Source organism: Microbacterium sp. SORGH_AS_0454 (genome assembly GCF_031453395.1).
Taxonomy (GTDB): Bacteria; Actinomycetota; Actinomycetes; order Actinomycetales; family Microbacteriaceae; genus Microbacterium.
This window is the reverse complement of sequence record NZ_JAVIYS010000001.1, coordinates 867187-889035: the sequence shown is the minus strand read 5'-3', so window position 1 is coordinate 889035 and position 21849 is coordinate 867187. Positions and strand designations below refer to the sequence as shown.

Sequence of the window (21849 nt, the reverse complement as noted above, 5' to 3'; positions counted from 1 at the left end):
CCGCCGTCAGGCCTCGGCGCCCCACGGCATCGGTCGTTCGGGATCGCGAGAGCTGTCGTCGGGCAGGGGCGGAAGCGCCTCGCCACCCGCGCGGATGCACAGCCACCGCAGCTCGCTGTCGCCGCCCGGGGTCGCGCGCCAGGTGCGCCAGACGTTCTGCCCGACCCGCACGACGCTGCCGGGACCGACGTCGACCACGTCGTCGTCGAGGCCCATCTGGCCGCGCCCCTCGAGGAAGACGTACAGTTCCTCGACCCGGGTGTGCGTGTGCCAGTAGCCGGCCTCTTCTCCGGGCAGCAGAGCGTTCGCCGTCATCCCGATGAACTGCATGGTCAGCTCCTGGTCGATGACGCGCCGCCCGTCGCGGGAGCGCGCCGGGGCGAACCCCCCGAAGTGGTCGCGCCAGTCGTCCAGCCCGCCGATCTCGGTGACCTCGTAGTCGCTCATCGGTTCTCGCTCTCGTTCGCGGGTTCGGTCAGCTGCCAGCCCTCGGCGGTGCGCCGGTAGATCGTGCGCAGGTGCCGGCGGTCGGAGGAGCCCTGCCAGAACTCGACCCGGTCGGGGATGAGTCGCCAGAGCACCCACCCTCCCGGCTCGATGCCGTCGCGGGCGGCGGCGGATCGCGCGGCGAGGTCGGCCGCGCTGTCCTCGGCGGAGGCCTCGACCACCCGCCCGCGCACGCGCACGGCCCGCAGCACCGCCGGCCACCAGAAGTTCAGCGCCGCAGCGGGCTGGGTGGCGAGTTGCGCACCCTTGGCGGAGGCGCGCGGACCGGCGAAGGCCCACCCCTGCGGCCCCAGGTCCTTGAGGATCAGTGTGCGGGCGTCCGGGATGCCGTCGGCATCGACCGTCGCGAGGGTGGCGCCGTGCGCCTCGGCGACGCCGGCGTCCACGGCCTGCCGGATCCATCGCTCGAACAGGGCCTCCGGTGCGACGGGGAGGGCCTCGGCATCCTGCCCGGGGGGAGTCCCGGTAAGGGAGGGGATCGACCGGAGCCACGCAGCCATCGTCATGCCCCCATCCTGCTCCTCCCGGGCACGCGCCTCCCCCGCGTGAGGCTCCAAGAATCGGCGCTTCCGGCGCTGCGGACGCGACAAAGGCGGCGCCTCACGCACGAGCAGGCACGAAAGGCGCGACGAGAACAGGGGATGCCACGAGAACAGGCCGATCCGCGCGGGATCGGCCTGTTCTCGGCGCACGCGCCTGTTCTCGTGACGGACTACTCCTCGAGCTGCCCCAGCGACGGTTCGGCGACGAAGCGGGCGACGGTCTCGATCGCGTGCTCCAGCTCGAGGACGACGATCTCGTTGGCACCCGCACGGGTCGCGGGACCCGGGATGTAGAGCGTGTTCTGCGGCACGTTGTTCCAGTACCGCCCGAGGAAGAAGCCGTTGACGAAGGCGTAGCCCTTGCCCCACGAGGTGGTGTCGAGGAACAGATCGGCGGGCGCGTCCAGGTCGAACGAACCGCGCAGCAGGGCGCGGCCCACGGAACCGGCTCCCGTTCCTTCCGCGGCTTCCAGGGCGACGGGCGTCGCCGTCCAGCCCGTCAGCGGCTCGCCGTTCAGAGTGACCGAGCCGATGAGCCCCTTGGCCTCGCCGAGGCGATCGGCGTAGTTCACGCGGCCCTGGTCCTCGACGAGGACCGTGAGCCGAGCACCCGCGGGGATCGTGAGGGCGCGCTCGTGCAGCGTCCGCGAGAGTCGACCCACGGGAGTGTCGTCCACGTGCACCCATGCCAGATCCCGCACCTCGCCGAACACGAGCGCCGCCGGTCCCGAGAACGCGGGCAGCTCCACGTCGTACCGCACGAGCGGGCCGAGGTGGGCGATCTGCTCGAAGCTCGGCGGATCGTCGGCGATCGCGGCGGGGTTGAGGGCCGGCATCCAATCGCCCTCTCCCGACAGGACCACCTCGAAGGCGGGGGCCTCTGGGCGGGGTGCGGGCACGGCATCGGGAACGGGGGCGTACTTGGCGATGACCTCGCGGAACGCGTGGAACTTCGCCGTCGGGTGGCCCGACTCGTCGATGGGGGCGTCGTAGTCGTACGAGGTGACGATGGGGTCGAAGCGGCCCTTGTCGTTCGCGCCGTTCGTGGTGCCGAAGTTCGTGCCGCCGTGCACCATGTAGATGTTCACCGAGGCGCCGGCGGCGAGCAGCACGTCGAGGTCGTGGGCGGATGCCGCGGGGTCGGTCGTGTGGTGGATGCTGCCCCACCAGTCGAACCAGCCGTCCCAGAACTCGCTGCACATGAGCGGGCCGGTGGGCTGGTGCTCGCGGAGGGTCGCGAGGCGCTCCTCCGACCGCGAGCCGAACGACCCGGTCAGGTGGAGGCCCGGCAGGCTCCCGGCCTCGAGCATCCACGGCATCGGCTGGTCGACCGTCGTCAACGGCACCGTGATGCCGGCGTCCTCGGTCACGCGCACCAGCTCGCGCAGGTACGTCTTGTCGGACCCGTAGGCGCCGTACTCGTTTTCGATCTGTACGAGCACCACATTGCCGCCGCGATCGATCTGGCGGGGTGCCACGATCTCGTAGACCCGACGCAGGTACTCCGACACCGCATCGATGAACTGCGGTTCCGAGCGACGGATGCCGATGCCCGCCGTCGAGGTCAGCCACACCGGCAGTCCGCCGTTGTGCCATTCCGCGCAGATGTACGGGCCCGGGCGCACGATCGCGTGCAGGCCTTCCTCGGCGATCAGGTCGAGGAAGCGGCCGAGGTCGTTCCACCCCGTGGCATCCCACTCCCCGCGAACGGGCTCGTGGGCGTTCCACGCCACGTAGGTCTCGATGGTGTTGAGCCCCATGGCCTTGGCGGTGCGGATGCGGTCGGCCCAATGGTCGGGGTGGATGCGGAAGTAATGCAGCGTTCCGGAGATGACCTGGTGGGGCTTCCCGTCGAGCAGGAAGTCGGTCTCGCCGATGGAGAAAGTCGTCACGATGTCTTTCGGGTTCTCAGGGGATCAGTCGACGAGGCGCGCGCGCAGGCGCACCCATGACAGAGCGGGGAGGGTGAAGCGCAGAATGCCGTCGTCGCCCACCTCGACGTCGAGTCCGACGGGGGCGACGGGCTCGCCGTCGGCGGAATTGGTGGTGTGGCGGTCCCCGCCCTCGGGGATCGTGACGACCACGGCTTCGACGGCGTCGACCCGGCCGAGGTCGAGCTCGACCGGGGTCGGGGCCTCGAGGTCGCGGTGCACGAGGAATACCGACACGGTGTCGTCGTCTACGGTCGCGACCGTGTCGACGGCGTCGACCGGGCCGAGTCGCGGGGTGTCGATGGTGGCGCCGTCGACACGCGGGACGACGACGCGACCGGATGCCGCCTTGGCCGTGAGGGCGAAGGGGTGGAAGGTGGTCTGCCGCCAGGCTGCGCCGCCGTCGGGCTCGGTGCGGATGGGGGCGATGACGTTCACGAGCTGCGCGAGGTTCGCCATCGACACGCGGTCGGAGCGGCGGATGAGCGTGATCAGGAGCGAGCCCACGACGACGGCGTCGGTCACGGTGTAGTCGTCTTCGATCAGGCGCGGCGCGATCGGCCAGTCGCCCGTGAACACGCGCGGCTTGTCGACCTCGTTCCAGCGGGTCTGGTTCCAGACGTTCCACTCGTCGACGCTGATGCCGATCGGGCGGCCGTCGGGGGTCGTCGCCCCGACCTCGTCGATGATGTCGGCGACCTCGCCGATGTAGCGGTCCAGGGCGACTCCGCTGGCGAGGAAGCTGGCGGGGTCGGCGGGGTCTTCTTCGTAGTACGCGTGGACCGAGATGTGATCGATCAGTCCCGCGGTGTGGCGGAGCACGGTGCGCTCCCATTCGCCGAACGTCGGCATCTCGTGGTTCGAGCTGCCCGCGGCCACGAGCTCGACCGTCGGGTCGATGAAGCGCATCATGCGTGCGGTCTCGGCGGACAGGCGGCCGTACTCGTCGGCGGTCTTGTGGCCGATCTGCCAGGGGCCGTCCATCTCGTTGCCCAGGCACCACAGGCGGATGCCGAACGGGTCTTCGCGGCCGTTGTCGCGGCGGCGGTCGCTCAGCGCGGTGCCGGCGGGGTGGTTGGCGTACTCGAGCAGGTCGGCGGCCTCGGCCACGCCGCGCGTGCCGAGGTTGACCGCCTCCATGACCTCCAGGCCCGCGGCATCCGCCCACTCGGCGAACTCGTGCAGGCCCACCTGATTGGTCTCGGTGCTGTGCCACGCGGCATCCAGCCGAACCGGACGCTCCTCGCGCGGGCCCACACCGTCCTCCCAGCGGTAGCCCGACACGAAGTTGCCGCCGGGGTAGCGCGCGACGGTGGCGCCCAGCTCGCGCACGAGCTCGAGCACGTCGGCGCGGAAGCCCTGGCCGTCGGCGGTGTCGTGCCCGGGGGAGTGGATGCCGTCGTACACGCAACGGCCCATGTGCTCGACGAACGAGCCGAACAGGCGGCGGGGGACGTCGGCTCCGACGGCGGTGCGGTCCACGACGATACGGGTGGGGGAGGTCATTCGGGTCTCTCCTGGCGAGGGAAGGGAAGGGGCGGGCCGCATGCGTGCACGCGGACCCGCCCCCGGGGAACTGCTTACTTGTTGACCGAGAAGCCCTGGTCGTTGCCGTACTGGACGAGCTGGTCCTGCCACGCGGTGAGGCCCGCGTTCAGGTCGCTCTTCTTCGAGTAGGCCTGGCCCACGGTGTCGCCGTAGATGCTGTTGGCGTACACCTGGAAGGGCAGGTAGCTCCAGCCCTCGCGGACCTCGCTCGAGGCCTGCGTCAGCACCTGGTTGATCTGCTGGCCGCCGAAGTAGTCCGACTTCTTGTCGACGAAGGCGGGGTCGCTCAGCTGCGCGGTGGTCGAGGGGAAGCCACCCGACTCGGCGAAGATCTTCAGGCTCTCGTCGTCGTTGTTGAGCCACTTGAGGAAGCCGGCCGCCAGGGCGGGGTTCTTGCTCTGCTTGGTCACGGCCTGGCCGCCGCCGCCGTTCTCCGCCGTCACGGCCTTGCCGTCGTAGGTGGGGATGGGGGCCACGGCCCACTTGCCCGAGCCGTCCTTGACCGAGGACTCCAGGACGCCGGGCATCCAGGCGCCGATCACGAGAGAGGCGATCGAACCGTCACCGAGGCCCTTGAACCACTCGTCGCTCCAGCTGGGGGTGTTGGAGATCAGGCCGCCCTCGATGAGACGGTTCCAGTTGTCGGCGAACTTCTTCGAGCCCTCGTCCTGCAGATCGATGGTGACGTCGGTGCCCGAGGTCTTGAACGGGGTGCCGCCGGCCTGCCAGATCATGCTGGTCGTGAAGCCCGAGTCGCCGTTGTCGGCGGTGATGTACTTCGTCGGGTCGGCGGCGTGCAGCTTCTCGCCCGCGGCGACGTACTCGTCCCACGTGGTGGGGACGGCGATGCCGTACTGGTCGAAGACCGACTTGTTGTAGAAGAGGGCCATGGGGCCCGAGTCCTGCGGCAGGCCGTACAGCTTGCCGTCGAAGTTGACCGAGCCCCACGGGCCGGTCGCGTAGTCGTCCTTGAGGTCGGCGAAGCCGTACGACGACAGGTCGACCAGCGAGTCCGAGAGCGCGAACTGCGGGAAGGCGTAGTACTCGATCTGCACGACGTCGGGAGCGCCGGAGCCCGCCTTGATGGCGTTCTGGAGCTTGGTGTACTCCTCGGTGTTCGTGCCGGCGTTGACGTAGTTGACCTTGACCTTGGGGTACTTCGCCTCGAAGGCCTTGACCTGCGCCTCTGCCGAGGGGGTCCAGGACCAGTACGTGATCTCGCCGCCGGCCTCGAGGGCCTTCTCGATGTCGTCGGCCGATCCGCCGGCAGCACCGCCGGCGTTACCGCCCGAGCACGCGGTCAGCGCGCCGACCGTCAGGGCGGTGGCGGCGACGGCGAAGACGGCCCGCCGAGCGGCGGTGCTCTTGCGCATGAATGTCATCGGTTCCTTCACTTCGTTGTTGTGGATTCGGGGCCGAGGCCCCGGGGGTGTTGTGTGTTCCGGGGCAGGACGCTCCGGTGGTGTGGTGTTGCGGGTCATCCGGGGGGATACCCCGGTTAGGGGGAGCTGGGGGTGATCACTCCTTGACGCTGCCGGCGGTCAGGCCCGACTGCCAGAAGCGCTGGAGCAGCAGGAAGGCCGCGACGATCGGGATGATCGAGAGCAGCGATCCGGTGATCACGAGGTTGTAGATGGGCTGCGCGGCGACGCCGGTCGCCTGCGCGTTCCACTGGTTGAGGCCGACCGTGAGGGGGTACCAGGCGGGGTCGCTCAGCATGATCAGCGGGAGGAAGTAGTTGTTCCACGTCGCCACGACCGCGAACAGCAGCACCGTGACGATTCCCGGGGTGAGCAGGCGGATCGAGATGGTGAAGAAGGTGCGGAACTCGCCCGCCCCGTCCATGCGGGCGGCTTCGAGCAGCTCGGTGGGGATGGCATCCGTCGCATAGACCCAGATCAGGTAGAGACCGAAGGGGCTGATGAGCGAGGGGATGATGATGGCCCACGGGGTGTTCGTGATGCCCAGCTGGCTGAACAGCAGGAACGTCGGCACCGCCAGAGCGGTACCCGGAACGGCGATCGCCCCCAGGACGACGGCGAAGACCGCCTTGCGGCCGCGGAAGTTGTACTTCGCCAGGCCGTAGCCCGCGAGGGTGGCGAGCAGGGTCGCGCCACCTGCGCCGACGACGACGTAGAGCAGCGTGTTGCCGAGCCAGCGCAGGAAGATGCCGTCGCGGTAGGTCAGGGTCTGCACGATGTTGTCGCCGAGGGCGAAGTCGCTGCCGAACCACAGGCCGAACGTCGAGAAGAGCTCGGGCTGGGTCTTGGTGGAGTTGATGAGCAGCCACGCCAGGGGCACGAGCGTGTACAGCAGGTACAGCGCCATGACGATGCTGAGGACCACGGACTTCTTGCTGTGCGTGGGGGAGCTGCGCGCGAAGCGGCGGCGCGTGCCCTGGCGGGAAGTGGTCACGGCCACGGTGTCGGTACGGGGTGCGGTCGCGGTGGTCATCGCGCCTCCTGACGGGAGCCGCGCAGCTGCACGACGTAAGCGATGACGGCGGTGATGACGCCCATGATGATGGCGATCGTGGCCGCGTAGTTGTACTGCTGGCCGGCGAACGAGAGGTTGTAGGCGTACATGTTCGGCGTGAAGAACGTCGAGATCACGTTGGGTGCCAGGGGCTTGAGGATGTTCGGCTCGTTGAAGAGCTGGAAGCTGCCGATGATCGAGAAGATCGTCGCGATCACCACGGCGCCGCGGACGGCGGGGATCTTGATCGAGAAGATCGTGCGCCACGCACCCGCTCCGTCGATGGATGCCGCTTCGTACAGCTCGTTCGGAATGGTCTTCAACGAGGAGTAGAAGATGAGCATGTTGTAGCCGACGAACTGCCAGGTGACGATGTTGCCGATCGACAGCAGCATCCACTCCGGCAGGAACGGCTGCACGACCTGTCCGCCGAGGAGGTCGTTCAGGTTGCGGGTCAGACCGAACTGGTCGCCGTAGATGTAGCCCCACATGAGCACGGCCACGACGGCGGGCACCGCGTAGGGCAGGAAGATCACCATGCGGTAGAAGCCGGCGGCGTGGAGGCGCGCGCTGTCGATGGCGAGGGCCGCACCGAGCGCGAGCAGCAGCATGATCGGCACCTGCACCACGAGGAAGAGCAGGACGCGTCCGAAGCCGTCCCAGAACTTCGCGTCGCCGAACGCGGCGACGTAGTTGTCGAGGCCGACGAAGGCGTTGCCGCCGATCAGCTGATCGCGGAACAGGCTGAGGTACACCGAGTACGCCAGCGGCGCGAGAAAGACGAGCGCGAAGACCAGGGCGAACGGGAGGACGAACAGCCAGCCGCGGTCATCGATTCGGGTGCGCCGCTTGCGCCGGGGGGTGCGCAGGGCGGGCGGGGGTGCCGCGGTGGTCGTCATCGTCCAGTGCCTCTTCGTTGGTGCGCATTTCGGTCGGGTGGCCGAGATGTTGACGTAAACATAACTCGGCACCGCTAGTGTGTCAACGTCAACATTCCGAGGGAGCGTGCATGAGCGAGACGACGACGACGTCGACCGCGATCCCGACACGCGAGCGGCGGCGCGAGGTGTCGATGGCCGACGTGGCGGCAGCCGCGGGGGTCTCGGGTCAGACCGTCTCGCGCGTCGCCAATGGTCGCACCAACGTCGACCCCGAGACGCGCCAGCGCGTGCTCGATGCGATGTCGACCCTGGGGTACCGCCCGAACAGCGCCGCCCGCGCGCTGCGTTCGGGGCGCTTCCGCAGCATCGGCGTGATCATGTTCTCGCTGAGCTCGTACGGCAACACGCGCACCCTCGACGCGTTGGCGTCGATGGCCGCGGCATCCGGATACTCCATCACCCTCATCACCGTGCAGTCGGCGTCCCAGTCCGATGTGTCGGGGGCGTTCCTGCGTCTGCACGAGCACGCGGTCGACGGAATCGTGATCTTGATCGAGACCCATCGGCTCGGCGAGAACGAGCTCTCGTTGCCGACGGGGCTGCCGGTCGTCGTCGTGGATTCGAGCGCCGACTACCCCTACGCCGTCGTCGACAACGATCAGGCCCAGGGCGCGCGCCTGGCCACCGAGCACCTGCTCGATCTGGGGCATGAGAGCGTGTGGCACGTGTCGGGACCGCCCGAGTCGTTCGCCGCGGAACGCCGCCGCGACGCGTGGCGCTCGGCCCTCGAGGACCGCGGATGCCGGGTGCCCGAGGTGCAGATCGGCGACTGGACGGCCGAGTCGGGGCATCGGATCGGGCGGGAGCTCGCGGAGGATCCGGCCGTCACCGCCGTCTTCGCCGCGAACGATCAGATGGCGCTCGGCGTCATCCGCGCGCTGCACGAAGCGGGACGCGACGTGCCGCGCGAGGTCAGCGTGGTCGGCTTCGACGACATGCCGGAATCGGCGAACTTCTGGCCGCCCCTGACGACCGTGCGCCAGCGTTTCGAACGCGTCGGCGAAGAGGCGATGAGCGCCCTCATCGCCGATATCGAGGGCGACGCGGGCGAGCACACCCGCACCCTCGTGCCCACGTCGCTGGTGGTTCGCGCCAGTTCCGGCCCGCGCCCCTGACTCGCGCGATCGGGTGCGACCGCGCCGGGCGACACATTCCGCGCACCCGTTGCGGTGATCCATAGCGCTCCCTTAGGCTCGGTGTTGACGTCAACATGTTGACGTCAACATCCCCACCTGAGGTCGCACCGCTGCGGCCGGATCGGAATGACGATGAAGTCAGCTCGACTGCTGTCGATGACCTGTGCGGTGGCACTGGCCGCCGGCGCGATCACAGCCACGGCCGCCGCGGCGCCCCCGCCCGCAGAGGCGGCCGCCGCCACCCCCGTGCGCATCACCCCCAACCCCGCCACGGCCTCCGAGAAGCCGTTCGAAGGATGGGGCACGAGCCTGGTGTGGTTCGCCAACGCCACCGGCAACTACCCGGCCGACGTCCGCCAGAAGCTCTTCGACGCCGTCTTCGGTGACGACGGGCTGAACCTCAACATCGCGCGCTACAACATCGGCGGCGGCAACGCCTCCGACGTTCCGTCGTACCTCCGCCCCGGCGGCGCGGTTCCCGGTTTCTGGAACCCCGACCTGAAGGCGACCGATGCCGAGGGGGCGATCACGTCGAACTACGCCGATCGCGAGCGCTACAAGGCGGCCTGGAACCCCGACGACCCCGCCGCCTACGACTTCACCAAGGACTCCGCCCAGCGGTGGTGGCTCGACGCCCTCAAAGGCAAGATCACCCACTGGGAGGCCTTCAGCAACTCCCCGCCGTACTTCCTCACGCAGAGCGGATACGCCTCGGGCGGCATCAACAACGCCACGAGCGAGCAGCTCGCCACCGCCGACATGGACAAGTTCGCCGGCTACCTCGTGAACGTCGTGGACGAGCTCGAAAAGGCCCACGGCATCACGTTCGACACGATCGACCCGTTCAACGAGCCGAACACGAACTACTGGCAGACCCAGATCCCCGACGGCGCGACCTGGCCGACCGGTGGGCGCCAGGAGGGCGCCCACATCGGGCCTCAGGCGCAGGATGCCATGGTCAAGGCCCTCGCGGCCCGCCTCGGGCAGTCGGGCACCACCACCGACGCCGTCATCTCGGCGATGGACGAGACCAACCCCGGGATCTTCGCGACCAACTGGAACACCTGGTCGGCGCAGTCCAAGAGCCAGGTCGACCAGCTGAACGTGCACACCTACGGCACCGACGGTCGACAGGTCGTGCGCGACATCGCCAAGGCCGCGGACAAGCCGCTGTGGATGAGCGAGGTCGAGGGCAACTGGACCGCCCAGGACAAGGGCTTCGTCACCGACGACATCGAGAACGGTCTCGGCATGGCCCAGCACATCGTGGGCGACCTGCGCGAGCTCGAGCCCGACGCCTGGGTGTTCTGGCAGCCCGTCGAAGACCTCTACAACATGGAGAAGGTCGAGAAGCTCAACTGGGGCAGCGTCTTCATCGACTTCGACTGCAACGCGCAGGGGCAGTCCGAGCGTCGCCTCAAGGACGGCGACGCCGACCCCTCCTGCAAGGTGCTGACGAACGAGAAGTTCAACACCGTGCGCAACTTCACGCACTACATCGCCCCCGGCGACCACCTCATGGCCACCGACAACGCGCAGTCGACCGCCGCGATCGACGCCGACGGTCAGGGCGCGTCGATCGTCCACGTCAACGCCGAGGCGACCGAGCGCACCGTGCAGATCGACCTGCGTGACTTCGGCACCGTCGCCCCCGGTGCGACCGTGACCCCGATCGTCACGACGCAGTCGACGGCCGACGCGCCGTCGGTCAACGCGCTGAAGAAGGGTCAGCCGGTCGCCGTCGACGCGGCGACTCGGACCGCGACCCTCACCATCCCCGCCAAGTCGGTCGTGACGTTCGAGATCGACGGCGTCTCGGGGGTCTCTCCCGACGCCGCCGCGTTCCGAGACGGCCAGACGGTGCAGCTCTCGGGCCTGCAGAGCGGACTCGCCCTCGACGGCGGCTCTACGCTCGCCGTACGGACCCCCGCCACCACGACCGACGCCGCCCGCGCCCAGTCGTGGACGGTTCGCACGATCGACGGCGAGGGCACCAACCGACACCGGTTCACCCTGCAGAACGGGACGGGGAAGTTCCTCGCCTCGAGCGGCACCAGTACCGCCCTGGTGGATGCCGATCCGGCCACGGCCGCATCGAACCCCACTCTGCAGTGGATGGCGTCGACGACCGACGGCACGTACTACTCGATACTGAACGTCGCAGCCGAGCGCGTCCTCGACGTCAACGGAGCGAGCACCACCCCCGGCGCGTCCGTCGGACTGTGGACCTCGAACGGCGGCGGCAACCAGCAGTGGCGCATCGCCGGGACCTCGGTCGTCGGGGCGGAGCCGGTGACGGTGGCGACCGCCGTGGGCGTGAGCCCGACGCTCCCGAGCACCGTCGACCTCCGTTACGCCGGTCGGACCCTTCGCAGCGCCGCGGTGAGCTGGCAGCTCGATGGGGTGGACTTCTCGCGCGTCGGAACGGTCCAGGTGCGAGGGACCGGCACCGACCTGTTCGGTAACGCCTTCGAGGCCACGGCCACGGTCGAGGTGGGCCCCTACACCGCCACCCGGCCGGCATCCGTCACCGTTCCCGCCGGCAGTGCGCTCGATGTGGTGCGGAGCCAGGCCGACGGCAGCGTGCAGGCGGAGCTGAGCCCCTCGGGCTCGGGCTTCTGGGTGCCGGTCCAGTGGAGCTGGGACGGACTCACCGACGCCTCCTTCGCTCAGACGGGGGTCGTCGGGGTGACGGGTGTCGCCACCGGGCCCAGCGGCGAGAAGCTCGACGCGCGCCTGACGGTGATCGTCACCGCGGCGTCGGAGCGCAACGTCGCCCCGCAGAGCCAGCCGTCGGCGACCTTCACCGAGAGCTCTCAGTACGGCGTTGCGAACACCATCAACGGCAGTTCGACCGACAAGGGCTGGTCGAACTGGCGCTCGGGCACGAAGAACGAGCAGGACACGCTGAGCTACGCGCTGAAGCAGCGCGAAACCCTCACGCACGTCGCCGTGCAGTTCTACCGCGACGGCAACACGATGAGCTGGCCGGCGACCATGCGCGTCGACCGTCGCGTGAGCGGCGGGGACTGGATCCAGGGCGAGCTGATGACCGTGCCCACCCCCTCGAGCGGTGCGCCGAAGGTCGATGTGCCGGTCGCCGGCGCTGCCGACGAGGTCCGCGTGGTCATGAACGCCCGTTCGCAGACGCACATGATCGTCTCCGAGGTCGAGATCTTCGCGGCGGCCCCGGCTCCCGCGGGCATCGCCGATCTCGCCCGCCTCACCGTCGGTGACACGGCGGTCGAGGGGTTCGCCCCTGACGTGCTCGACTACACCGTCTCGTCCACGGGGGCGGCATGGCCGACCCTGCACGCCCTGGCCGTCGACGAGGACGCGAGCGTCGTCGTCACCCAGCCCGGCGCGTCCGAGTCGGCCGACACGGCACGGGTGGCGGCGCTCGCCGCGACCGGCGGCGTCGGAACCGTGCAGGTCACGGCCCCCGACGGCACCTCGCGCACCTACTCGGTCACCGTGAACCGGACCGTCGGCGTCACCAGCGTCACGGTGACGGGCGAGCCCCGCGTGGGCTCCACCCTGCGGGCGACGGTCGTGACCGATCCGGCCGAGGCGGCCGCGGCGTACTCGTGGATGCGCGACGGCGTCGCCATCGACGGCGCCACCGGCGACAGCTACGCGCTGACGGCGGCCGACGAGGGGCGTCAGATCACCGTCGAGGCGACCGCGACGGCGGCCGGCTTCGCGGTCGGCACCGCTCGATCGGCGGCGGTCGTCCCCACAGCGGCGGTGTCCGACCCGGGGACGGGCGGCGGAACGGACGGCGGATCGGGAACCCCGGGCGCCGGTACCGGCTCCACCGGACCGGGTGCCGGAGCCGGCAACGGCTCGCCGGCGGGCTCCGCGAACACCGGAGCGGGCTCTGCGGCGAACGGGCGCGACCTGGCCACCACCGGCCAGAACACCGAGGGCGTGCTCGTCCTGGGCATCGGCGCGCTCGTCCTGCTCCTGCTCGGAGCCGGGGCGGTCGTGCTGAGGCGTCGCCGCTCTCGCGTGTGACTCTCTGAAACCGAAGGCCGTGTCGGTCGCCTCCCCGCGACCGGCACGGCCTTCGGCGTCGCCGAGGGGCCGGGGTGCCGGCATCCCTTCCCCTTCGCGCACATCCGTGCAACCCCGAGCCGTGCGGCCCCGACCCGGGGGAGGATGGATGCATCCGCATCGACCCTCCTGAGGAGAACCATGCACGTCAATGCCTACGCGGCGTCGTCCGCGACCTCGCCCCTCGAGCCCACGACCATCGAGCGCCGTGACGTCGGCCCGAAGGACGTCCTGATCGACATCGCCTACGCCGGCATCTGCCACTCCGACATCCACACCATCCGCGGCGAGTGGGGCGACGTCCCCTACCCGCTGACCGTGGGCCACGAGATCGTCGGCACGGTCGCCGAGGTCGGTTCCGAGGTCACCAGCCACAAGGTCGGCGACCGCGTCGGCGTCGGCTGCATGGTCAACTCGTGCCGCGAATGCGAGAACTGCCTCGCGGGCGAGGAGCAGTACTGCGAGAAGGGCAACATCGGCACCTACGGGGCCAAGGACGTCGACGGCACGATCACCCAGGGCGGCTACAGCGAGAAGATCGTCGTCGACGAGCACTTCGTGTTGCGCGTTCCCGAGTCGATCCCCTACGACAAGGCCGCCCCGCTGCTGTGCGCCGGCATCACGACCTACTCGCCCCTGAACCACTGGAACGCGGGCCCCGGCAAGAAGGTCGCCGTCGTCGGTCTCGGCGGTCTCGGTCACATGGCCGTCAAGATCGCCCACGCCATGGGCGCCGAGGTCACCGTGCTCTCGCAGACGCTCAGCAAGAAGGACGACGGCCTGAAGATGGGCGCCGACCACTACTACGCGACGAAGGACGAAGAGACCTTCGACAAGCTCAAGAAGAACTTCGACCTCATCATCAACACCGTCAGCGCCCCGCTCGACCTCAAGCAGTACCTGGGCCTTCTCGCCCTCAACGGCACGATGGTCAACGTCGGCGCCCCGCCCGAGCCGCTGCCCATCCAGGTCTTCACCCTGTTCACCAACCGCCGTTCGTTCGCCGGTTCGTCGATCGGCGGCATCCGCGAGACCCAGGAGATGCTCGACTTCTGCGCCGAGAACGGCATCGCGCCCGAGACCGAGCTCATCTCGGCCGACCAGATCAACGAGGCCTACGAGCGCGTGCTGAACAGCGACGTGCGCTACCGCTTCGTCATCGACGCGAAGACCTTCGCGCCCGCCTGACCCCGGCTTCGGCCCCAGATGCCACGGCCCCGACGTTCTCGAGAGCGTCGGGGCCGCGGCGTTCCCGGCGTTCCGCCTGGGCTCGTCGGCTCGTCGTCTCGTCGCCCCGGTTCGGCCCGCGCGCGCGTACCGTCGTGCGGAGTGCGTGCCGGACACGCCGGCTACGTGCTCCGCCATCCCGGCGTTTTCCCTCCGGCTCCGCCCGAAGGTACCGACCGGCTCCGCCCGACGGTACCTACCGAATCCGCCCGACGGTACCTACCGGCTCGGCCGGACGGCGCAGTTCGCTGGCGGGCACCGCGCGTACCGTCGTGCGGAGTGCGTGTGGGACACGCCGGCTACGAGCTTCGGCATCCCGGCGTTTTCCCTCCGGCTCCGCCCGACGGTACCGGCTGACTCCGCCCGACGGCGCAGTCCGGTGGCGGGCACCGCGCGTACCGTGGTGCGGAGTGCGTGTGGGACACGCCGGCTACGTGCTTCGGCATCCCGGCGTTTTCACTCCGGCTCCGCCCGACGGCGCAGTTCGCTGGCGGGCACCGCACGTGCCGTCGTGCGGAGTGCGTGCCGGACACGCCGGCTACGCGCCTCGGCATCCCGGCGTTTCCCCGCCGACTCCGCCCGACGGCACCACCGGCTCCGCCCGACGGTACCTACCGACTCCGCCCGACGGCCCCACCGGCTCCGCCCGACGGCGCCACCGACTCCGCCCGGCGGCCCGCCCGGCGGCCCGCCACACGCGAAAGCGGCGCCACCCGTCGGGGCGACGCCGCTTCCGGCTGCGAACGACTCAGGCCTGGCCGAGTGCCGCCGAGACGACGGCCCGCGCCTCTTCCTGCACCGCGCGCAGGTGCTCCTCGCCGCGGAGCGACTCGGCGTACAGCTTGTAGACGTCTTCGGTGCCCGAGGGGCGGGCGGCGAACCACGCCGATTCGGTCTGCACCTTGAGCCCGCCGATCGCCGCGCCGTTGCCGGGCGCGTGCGAGAGCTTCGCGGTGATCGGCTCACCCGCGAGCTCGGTGGCGGTCACGGCATCCGGAGACAGCTTCGACAGAGCCGACTTCTGCGCGGGCGAGGCGGGGGCGTCGACGCGCTGGTACGCCGAGGCGCCGAACTCGCTCTCGAGCTCCGCGTAGCGCTGCGAGGGAGTCTTGCCGGTGACGGCGAGGATCTCGGCGGCCAGCAGGCAGAGCAGGATGCCGTCCTTATCGGTGGTCCAGACGGTTCCGTCCTTGCGCAGGAACGACGCTCCGGCCGATTCCTCGCCGCCGAACGCGACGGAACCGTCGAGCAGACCGGGCACGAACCACTTGAAGCCCACCGGGACCTCGAGCAGCGTCTTGCCGAGTGAGGCGGCGACGCGGTCGATGATCATCGACGACACGAGCGTCTTGCCCACGGCGGCGTCGGCCGGCCAGTTCGGGCGGTGCGAGAACAGGTAGTCGATCGCGACGGCGAGGTAGTGGTTGGGGTTCATGAGCCCCGCGTCGGGGGTGACGATTCCGTGGCGGTCGGCATCGGCATCGTTGCCCGTGAGGATGTCGTACTCGTCGCGCGCGGCGACCAGCGACGCCATGGCCGAGGGAGACGAGGGATCCATGCGGATCTTCTCGTCCCAGTCGAGGGTCATGAACTTCCAGGTCGGGTCGACCTCGGGGTTCACCACGGTCAGGTCGAGTCCGTACACCTCGGCGATGAGTGCCCAGTACTCCACTGACGCGCCGCCCAGCGGGTCGGCGCCGATACGGACCCCGGCGTTCTTGATGGCATCGACGTCGATGATGGATGCCAGATCGCGCACATACGCGTCCCGGAAGTCGTACTGGCCCAAGCCGTCGAGATCGATGTCGGCGTGACGCGTGCGCTTCACGCCCTCGAGGCCCGCGGCGATGAGCTCGTTCGCGCGGTCGGCGATCCAGCCGGTGGCGTCGGTGTCGGCGGGGCCGCCGTGCGGCGGGTTGTACTTGAAGCCGCCGTCGCGGGGCGGGTTGTGCGAGGGCGTGACGACGATGCCGTCGGAACGGCCCGGGTCGTCGGCGGCCAGGTCACGGTTGTACGTGAGGATCGCGTGGCTGAGAGCCGGCGTCGGCACCCAGGCATCGCGCGAGTCGACGCGCACGTCGACGCCGTTGGCGACCAGCACCTCGATGGCGCTGCGTTCGGCGGGCAGCGACAGCCCGTGGGTGTCGCGGCCGAGGAAGAGCGGGCCGGTGATGCCCTGTGCGGCGCGGTAGTCGACGATCGCCTGGGTCGTGGCGAGGATGTGGTCTTCGTTGAAGCTCGTGCTCAGCGACGACCCGCGGTGACCGCTGGTGCCGAAGGCGACTCGCTGCTCGGGCACCGCGGCATCCGGCTTGCGGTCGTAGTACGCCGCGATCAGTTCGTCGATGTCGATGAGATCGGATGCCTCTGCGGGCTGCCCTGCGCGACTGCTCATACGTCCAGTCTGCCCGCTGCATCCGACATGCGCACACGTCGTGACGCATTCCGAGCGAATCCGTCGGTGAGTGGCCTGCGTGACGCGGCTAGGCTGAGCCGGTGCTGCCCGACACAGACTCCGCGCCCGCCCGACGTACCTACAGCTACCTGGGGCCGGCCGGGACCTTCACCGAGGCCGCCCTCGCCCAGGTTCCCGAGGCTCGCGACCAGATCTGGCGGCCCGTCCGTAACGTCGGCGAAGCGCTCGCCGATGTGGTCGAGGGCCGTTCGGATGCCGCGATGATCGCGATCGAGAACTCCGTCGACGGCGGCGTCTCCACCGCGCAAGATGCCCTGGCCACCGTGCCCGGACTGCGCATCGTGGGCGAGTACCTCGTGCCGGTGAACTTCGTGCTCGTCGCACGCCCCGGAACGACTCTCGACGACGTATCGCTGATCGCCGCGCATCCCGTGGCCTACGCGCAGTGCCTCAAGTGGCTGAGCGAGAACGTGCCCGCGCACGCGCACCTGCCGGCCGAGAGCAACGTCGCGAGCGCCCTCGGCGTCCTCGACGGCACGAGCGCCGCCGACGCGGCCATCGCCGCTCCCGGAATCGTCGCCCACCACGACGTGACGGTGCTCGCCGAGAGCATCGGCGACAACCCGAACGCGGTGACGCGCTTCGTGCTCGTGAGCCGCACCGTCGCCCCCGCGCCTCCCACGGGCGCCGACAAGACGTCGCTGATCGTCGAGCTGCCCGAGGACCACCCGGGTGCCCTGCTCGAACTGCTCGAGCAGTTCGCCACGCGCGGGATCAACCTGAGCCTGTTGGCATCCCGCCCCATCGGCGACGCCCTCGGCCGCTACCGCTTCGTGATCGACGCCGATGGACACGTGCTCGACGAGCGCATGGCCGATGCGCTGCTGGGTCTTCGCCGTTTCAGCCCCAAGGTGATCTTCCTCGGGTCGTACGCCCGCGCCGACCGGGCGATCGTCCGCTACCCGCAGCGCTACAGCGACGACGTGTTCGTCGAGGCGCGCGACTGGCTGCGCGGCCTGCTGAGCGGCGAGCCCGAGGCCTGACCGCCGGTTCGGGCGCCGCCGGCGGGCGGTCGTGCGGATGTCGTGTTCGACATGCCGTTTCCGGATGCCGTGACTCGGGGTGTCGTCGGCGACCTCCGCTGGACGGCCCGTCCCGCCGGGGCCCGCGCCGGTTTTGACGCCGCCGCCGGGACGCCGCCCCGGGCCGTCGCCCGCGGGCCGTCGTGCGGACTTGTTGTTGGACACTCCGTTGCCGGATGCCGTGACTCGGGGTGTCGTCGATGATTTCCGCCGGACGGCCCGTCCCGCCGACGCCCGCGCCGGTTCTGCGGCCGCCGCCGGGCCGTCGCCCGCGGGCCGTCGTGCGGATGTCGTTCTCGACATGCCGTTGCCGGATGCCGTGACTCGGGGTGTCGTCGATGATTTCCGCCGGACGGCTCGTCCCGCCGGGGCCCACGCCGGTTCTGCAGTCGCCGCCGGGACGCCGCCGCCGGGCCGCCGCCCCGGGCCGTCGTGCGGATGTCGTTCTCGACATGCCGTTTCCGGATGCCGTGACTCGGGGTGTCGTCAACGACCTCCGCCGGACGGCTCGTCCCGCCGCGGGTCAGGCCGCGACGGTCGCGGGAGCCGCGATCAGCTCGAGCGTCTGCGCGCGGCCCTCGGACGTCTCGCCCTCGTACGCGCCCGCCACGGGCGACACCATGATCTCGTCGACCCCGTGCTGTGCGGCGAAGGCGCTGAGCTGCGAGCGCACGTCGTCACCCGTGCCGACGAACCACTTCTGCCGGGTCGAGGCCATGATCGACTCGGTCATCGCGTCGAACGGGTCGGCCTTGGCGGCCTCGATCGTCTCGAGCGGCGTGAGGGGGCGATTGGTGCGCAGGCGTGCCATCATGCGCAGCTGCGGGATCGCGCGCTCCTCGGCCTCCTCCGAGGTGGGAGCGGCGACGACGTTCGCGGTGACGAAGGTGCGGGGGCCCTCACCCGACTCGTTCGGCACGAACTGGTCGCGGTAGAGCCGCAGAGCGTGTTCGAGGCCCTCGCCCGCGAAGTGGTTGGCGAACACGTACGGCAGACCGAAGCTCGCCGCGAGCTGCGCGGAGTAGTCGCTCGACCCGAGCAGCCAGACCTGGGGCATTCCGGATGCCGCGGGCGTGGCCTTCACCTGATACTCGGTGCCCGAGGTGAAACGAACGGTGGCGCCCTCGGGGGAGGTGAGCGCCATGATGTCGGTGACGTGGTCGGGGAAGCGCGAGACGTCGCTCGTGGTACCCGAGCGGTTCAGCAGCTGAGTGATGACGGGGTCGCTGCCGGGGGCGCGGCCGATGCCGAGATCGATGCGGCCCGGGGCCAGGGCCTCGAGGGCGGCGAACTGCTCCGCGACGATGAGGGGCGAGTGGTTGGGCAGCATCACGCCGCCCGAGCCGACGCGGATGCGCGAGGTGCGCGCGGCTGCCGCGGCGATCAGCACCGGGGGAGTGGTCGATGCCACGGAGGGCATGTTGTGGTGCTCGGCGAACCAGTACCGGCGGTAGCCGAGACGGTCGGCGCGCTCGACGAGGTCGAGGGCCGCACTCACCGCTTGGGCACTGGTCTGCCCGTGCCGCACGGGTACGAGGTCGAGAACGGAGAGGGAGGGGATCGCGTCGTTCACCTTCACGGCAACGCGGCGACGGCATCCGATATTCCTCCCTGTCAGTGCCGAGCCGCGCAGAGGCGCCGTGTCATGAAGGCCGGGGGAGGGCATCCATCTTCAGCTGTCTCCCAGAAAAAAGGCGTGACGAATGCGCGGCCCGCCGCGTCTCATCTATGACATCGCGGGACACACGGTCCCGGAACGACGGAAGGAAGCGAACATGGCCGAGAACACCACCACCGCCACGACTACCCCCGCCCACAAGGACGGCGGCTCGACCGTCATCGTCGATGCCGTCGTCGCCAAGGTCGCCGGCATCGCCGCGGCCCAGGTTCCCGGCGTCCACGCCCTCGGCGGCGGTGCCGCTCGCGTCATCGGCAACATCCGCCAGGCGGTCGGCGCCAAAGACCACGCCCAGGGCGTGAGCGTCGAGGTCGGCGAGACCGAGGTCGCCGCCGACATTTCGATCCAGGTCGACTACCCCGAGCAGCTGCAGCGCGTGGCATCGGACGTGCGCGCGGCCGTCCACCAGGCCATCACCGAGCTCGTGGGTATGAAGGTCGCCGAGATCAACGTGACCGTGGTCGACGTCTTCATCCCGGGCGACGACGACGAGGACCAGGCCGACGAGCAGCGCGTCAACTGACAGTCGTTCCGAAAGGGGTGTCGCCGAGAGGCGGCGCCCCTTTCGCGTCCCCGGATGCCGGTTCCCTGGCAATCCGTGAAAACCGGTGCCGCGTCTGCCTCGGCTGGTGAGCGGGGGGTTCACCTGGCACGGATCGACTCGATCTCGGTCGGCGCACGGGCACTCATCGGTGGCGAGCCGCGTGGAACGGCGCCCGGCCAGACGAGACTCCGGGCGTCAGCTCCCGTGCCGCACCTGGGCGTACGCGTCGAGCGCGCGTTTGCGCGTTTCGCCGAGGTCGACCATCGGCTCCGGCGGGTTCTCGTCCAGGTATTCGGGTGCCCACTCGCGCACGTACTGATCGTGCGCGTCGAACTTCTTGCGCTGCGTCTCGGGGTTGAACACGCGGAAGTACGGGGCGGCATCCGCTCCGCTTCCCGCGACCCACTGCCAGTTGAAGGGGTTGCTCGCGGCATCCGCGTCGACCAGGCAGTCCCAGAACCACTGCTCGCCGTGACGCCAGTCGATCAGCAGGTTCTTGATGAGGAAGGATGCCGTGACCATGCGCACGCGATTGTGCATGACGCCGGTGTGCCAGAGCTGGCGCATCCCGGCATCGACCACGGCCACCCCCGTCTTGCCCTGCTGCCAGGTCTCGAGGTGGGAGCGGTTCAGCTTCGGCCAGGGGAAGGCATCGAAGTTGCGACGCCAGTTCGCCGTCGCGATGTCGGGCGAGTGGAACGTGACGTGCCAGGCGAACTCCCGCCACACCAGCTCGGACAGGAAGCCGCCCGCGCTTTTCGCATGCTCACCCGATCCCTTGTGCTCGAGGGTCTCGTGCCACACCTGGTACGGGCTGAGCTCGCCCCAGCGCAGGCGCGGGGACAGGTTCGAGGTAGCGCCGCCCGCGAACTCGTCGCGATACTTCGAGTAGTCGCCGAGGTCGTCGTCGAGGAACTCCTTGAGACGCGCCTTCGCCGCCGGTTCCCCGGGCTCCCAGGTCTCGCGCAGACCTCCGGCCCAGTCGGGCTTCGACGGCAGCAGGCCCCATGACGACAGCTCGTCGGAGTCGACGGATGCCGACACCCCGGGCACCTTGCGTGCCTCGGGCATCGGCGGACGCGGGGCCGCGAGCTTCTGTACCGCCCGGGCGAACGGGCTGTAGACGCCATAGGGCTTGTCCGACTGCGTACGCACCGTCCACGGTTCGTACAGCAGGTTGGCGGCGAACGAGGCGACGGTGACCCCGCCGTCGCGGAGCCTCTCTTTGATGCCCGCATCGATCTCGCGCTCGACCCCGCCATAGCGCCGGTTCCAGAACACCGCGCCGGCTCCGACCTCTTCGACCACGGCCGGGAGGACCTCGGATGCCTTGCCCCGGCGAAGCACGAGGATGCTCCCGCGTTCCGCGAGGCGCTCGCCGAGCGACGTCAGCGACCCGTGCAACCACCACCGCGCCGCCCCGCCGATAGCGCGAACGCCATCGGACTCCTCGTCCAGCACGTAGAGCGCGATGATCGGTTCGTCGCGGTCGAGGGCCGCGCGGAGCGCCGGGTTGTCGGTCAGGCGCAGGTCGTCACGGAACCATACGATCGAGGGCGAAGCCATTCCCCGACGCTATCGATCGCGGCATCCGGCTCTTCGGGCTTGACACCCGCCGTGCGATCGCGCCGCCCGCCGCTCGGCTGGACCAACGAGATCACGTGATCTCGCGCCCCGACGCGCGGCTGAACCGGCCAAATCACGTGACCTCGCCGACGCCACGCGCCGTGGCGCGTGCGTTCGGCCAGATCACGTGATCTGGCGCG

Annotated in this window: 15 protein-coding genes; 5 read left to right on the top strand and 10 right to left on the bottom strand. The window is 69.9% G+C overall.

Annotated elements, in window-relative coordinates:
• Window positions 1-6: 6 nt before the first annotated feature.
• From QE454_RS04105 to QE454_RS04075, 7 genes are all read right to left on the bottom strand, one after another.
• A complete protein-coding gene (locus QE454_RS04105; protein ID WP_307457861.1) occupies window positions 7-447 on the bottom strand; it encodes a cupin domain-containing protein in 441 nt (146 codons plus the stop codon).
• Window positions 444-1013, bottom strand: coding sequence for a pyridoxamine 5'-phosphate oxidase family protein (locus QE454_RS04100; RefSeq protein WP_307457865.1), 570 nt, complete (start codon window positions 1011-1013; stop codon window positions 444-446). Before QE454_RS04100 ends, QE454_RS04105 begins: the two co-directional genes overlap by 4 nt.
• A 206-nt stretch (window positions 1014-1219) precedes the next feature.
• Window positions 1220-2941, bottom strand: a complete 1722-nt coding sequence (locus tag QE454_RS04095) for a glycoside hydrolase family 35 protein (RefSeq protein WP_307457868.1) — start codon at window positions 2939-2941, stop codon at window positions 1220-1222.
• A 24-nt stretch (window positions 2942-2965) separates the two neighbouring features.
• A complete protein-coding gene (locus QE454_RS04090) occupies window positions 2966-4486 on the bottom strand; it encodes an alpha-N-arabinofuranosidase (protein WP_307457872.1) in 1521 nt (506 codons plus the stop codon).
• Between the two features lie 74 nt (window positions 4487-4560).
• A complete protein-coding gene (locus QE454_RS04085; RefSeq protein WP_210077022.1) occupies window positions 4561-5901 on the bottom strand; it encodes a sugar ABC transporter substrate-binding protein in 1341 nt (446 codons plus the stop codon).
• 145 nt (window positions 5902-6046) lie between these two features.
• The gene (locus QE454_RS04080; RefSeq protein WP_373458832.1) at window positions 6047-6982 is read right to left on the bottom strand and encodes a carbohydrate ABC transporter permease; all 936 of its coding nucleotides are present in this window, start codon (window positions 6980-6982) and stop codon (window positions 6047-6049) included.
• Window positions 6979-7902 carry a carbohydrate ABC transporter permease gene (locus QE454_RS04075; protein WP_115917144.1) on the bottom strand — a complete coding sequence of 308 codons (924 nt, stop codon included), beginning with the start codon at window positions 7900-7902 and terminating at the stop codon, window positions 6979-6981. The genes QE454_RS04080 and QE454_RS04075 overlap by 4 nt, the downstream gene beginning before the upstream one ends.
• A gap of 110 nt (window positions 7903-8012) precedes the next feature.
• Between QE454_RS04075 and QE454_RS04070 the strand changes: the two genes are divergently transcribed.
• From QE454_RS04070 to QE454_RS04060, 3 genes are all read left to right on the top strand, one after another.
• Window positions 8013-9059 (top strand): LacI family DNA-binding transcriptional regulator, encoded by a 1047-nt coding sequence (locus QE454_RS04070; RefSeq protein ID WP_267788281.1) that lies wholly within the window; start codon window positions 8013-8015, stop codon window positions 9057-9059.
• 147 nt (window positions 9060-9206) lie between these two features.
• Complete coding sequence (locus QE454_RS04065; protein WP_307457875.1) at window positions 9207-13097, top strand: RICIN domain-containing protein; 3891 nt, start codon at window positions 9207-9209, stop codon at window positions 13095-13097.
• Window positions 13098-13277: 180 nt separating this feature from the next.
• Window positions 13278-14324, top strand: a complete 1047-nt coding sequence (locus QE454_RS04060) for an NAD(P)-dependent alcohol dehydrogenase (RefSeq protein WP_307457877.1) — start codon at window positions 13278-13280, stop codon at window positions 14322-14324.
• A gap of 787 nt (window positions 14325-15111) precedes the next feature.
• Here the strand turns inward: QE454_RS04060 and pgm are convergent.
• Window positions 15112-16758: a phosphoglucomutase (alpha-D-glucose-1,6-bisphosphate-dependent) gene (pgm, locus tag QE454_RS04055; protein WP_307457879.1), complete on the bottom strand. Its 1647-nt coding sequence runs from the start codon at window positions 16756-16758 to the stop codon at window positions 15112-15114.
• 101 nt (window positions 16759-16859) lie between these two features.
• Here pgm and pheA point away from each other — a divergent pair, with 101 nt between their 5' ends.
• Entirely contained in the window at window positions 16860-17822 is a 963-nt protein-coding gene (pheA, locus tag QE454_RS04050) for a prephenate dehydratase (RefSeq protein WP_210076900.1), read from the top strand.
• Between the two features lie 562 nt (window positions 17823-18384).
• Here pheA and QE454_RS04045 read toward each other — a convergent pair.
• On the bottom strand, window positions 18385-19434 hold the full coding sequence (locus QE454_RS04045; RefSeq protein ID WP_307313388.1) for an LLM class flavin-dependent oxidoreductase: 1050 nt from the start codon (window positions 19432-19434) through the stop codon (window positions 18385-18387).
• A 202-nt stretch (window positions 19435-19636) separates the two neighbouring features.
• On the opposite strand from QE454_RS04045, the gene QE454_RS04040 reads away from it, so the two are divergent.
• Window positions 19637-20062: an Asp23/Gls24 family envelope stress response protein gene (locus tag QE454_RS04040; protein WP_307313387.1), complete on the top strand. Its 426-nt coding sequence runs from the start codon at window positions 19637-19639 to the stop codon at window positions 20060-20062.
• 216 nt (window positions 20063-20278) lie between these two features.
• Here the strand turns inward: QE454_RS04040 and QE454_RS04035 are convergent, their stop codons facing one another.
• Entirely contained in the window at window positions 20279-21649 is a 1371-nt protein-coding gene (locus QE454_RS04035) for a deoxyribodipyrimidine photo-lyase (protein ID WP_307457881.1), read from the bottom strand.
• Between the last annotated feature and the right edge of the window lie 200 nt (window positions 21650-21849).